This is a genomic window from Paenibacillus sp. T2-29 (assembly GCF_052921365.1).
In genome coordinates, this window is sequence record NZ_JBREVE010000032.1 from 1 (window position 1) to 521 (window position 521).

Annotated in this window: 1 protein-coding gene; it reads right to left on the reverse strand. The window is 56.6% G+C overall.

The window, feature by feature from the left end:
* Positions 1 to 521: AMP-binding protein (locus ACU1JV_RS28085; RefSeq protein WP_434954436.1), on the reverse strand; the 521-nt coding region annotated here is incomplete at both ends.

Sequence of the window (521 nt, forward strand, 5' to 3'; positions counted from 1 at the left end):
CCGTCGAAACTCCGTGATGCTTGCTCCGCCAGATGCGATTGCGTCAGCACCAGCTTCGCGCCTGAATCCTCCAGCATAAAGCGGATGCGGTCGGCCGGATATTCCGGATCGATCGGTACATAAGCTCCGCCTGCTTTGAGGATCGCATAGATACCTACGATCATGTCCAGCGAACGATGGACCAGAATGCCTACAGGCTGATCCGGTTCAACCCCTTGCGCACGCAAGGTGCGTGCGAGACGGTTGGCTCGCTCGTTTAGCTCACGGTAGGTCAGCGACTCTTCACCGCACAGTACCGCGACTTGCTCCGGCGTGTTCGCGACCTGCTGCTCAAACAGACTGCTTAGCGTCTGATCCTGCGGATAGGCTGCCGCCGTATCTCCCCACACCTGAATGATCTGTGCCTGTTCTTCCGGTGTCACCAATTCCAGCTCATTCACACGGATATGCGGATTGTTCACGATTTGCTCGATGACATGCAGTACATGTCCCTGCATCCGCTCGATCGTAGACCGATCGTA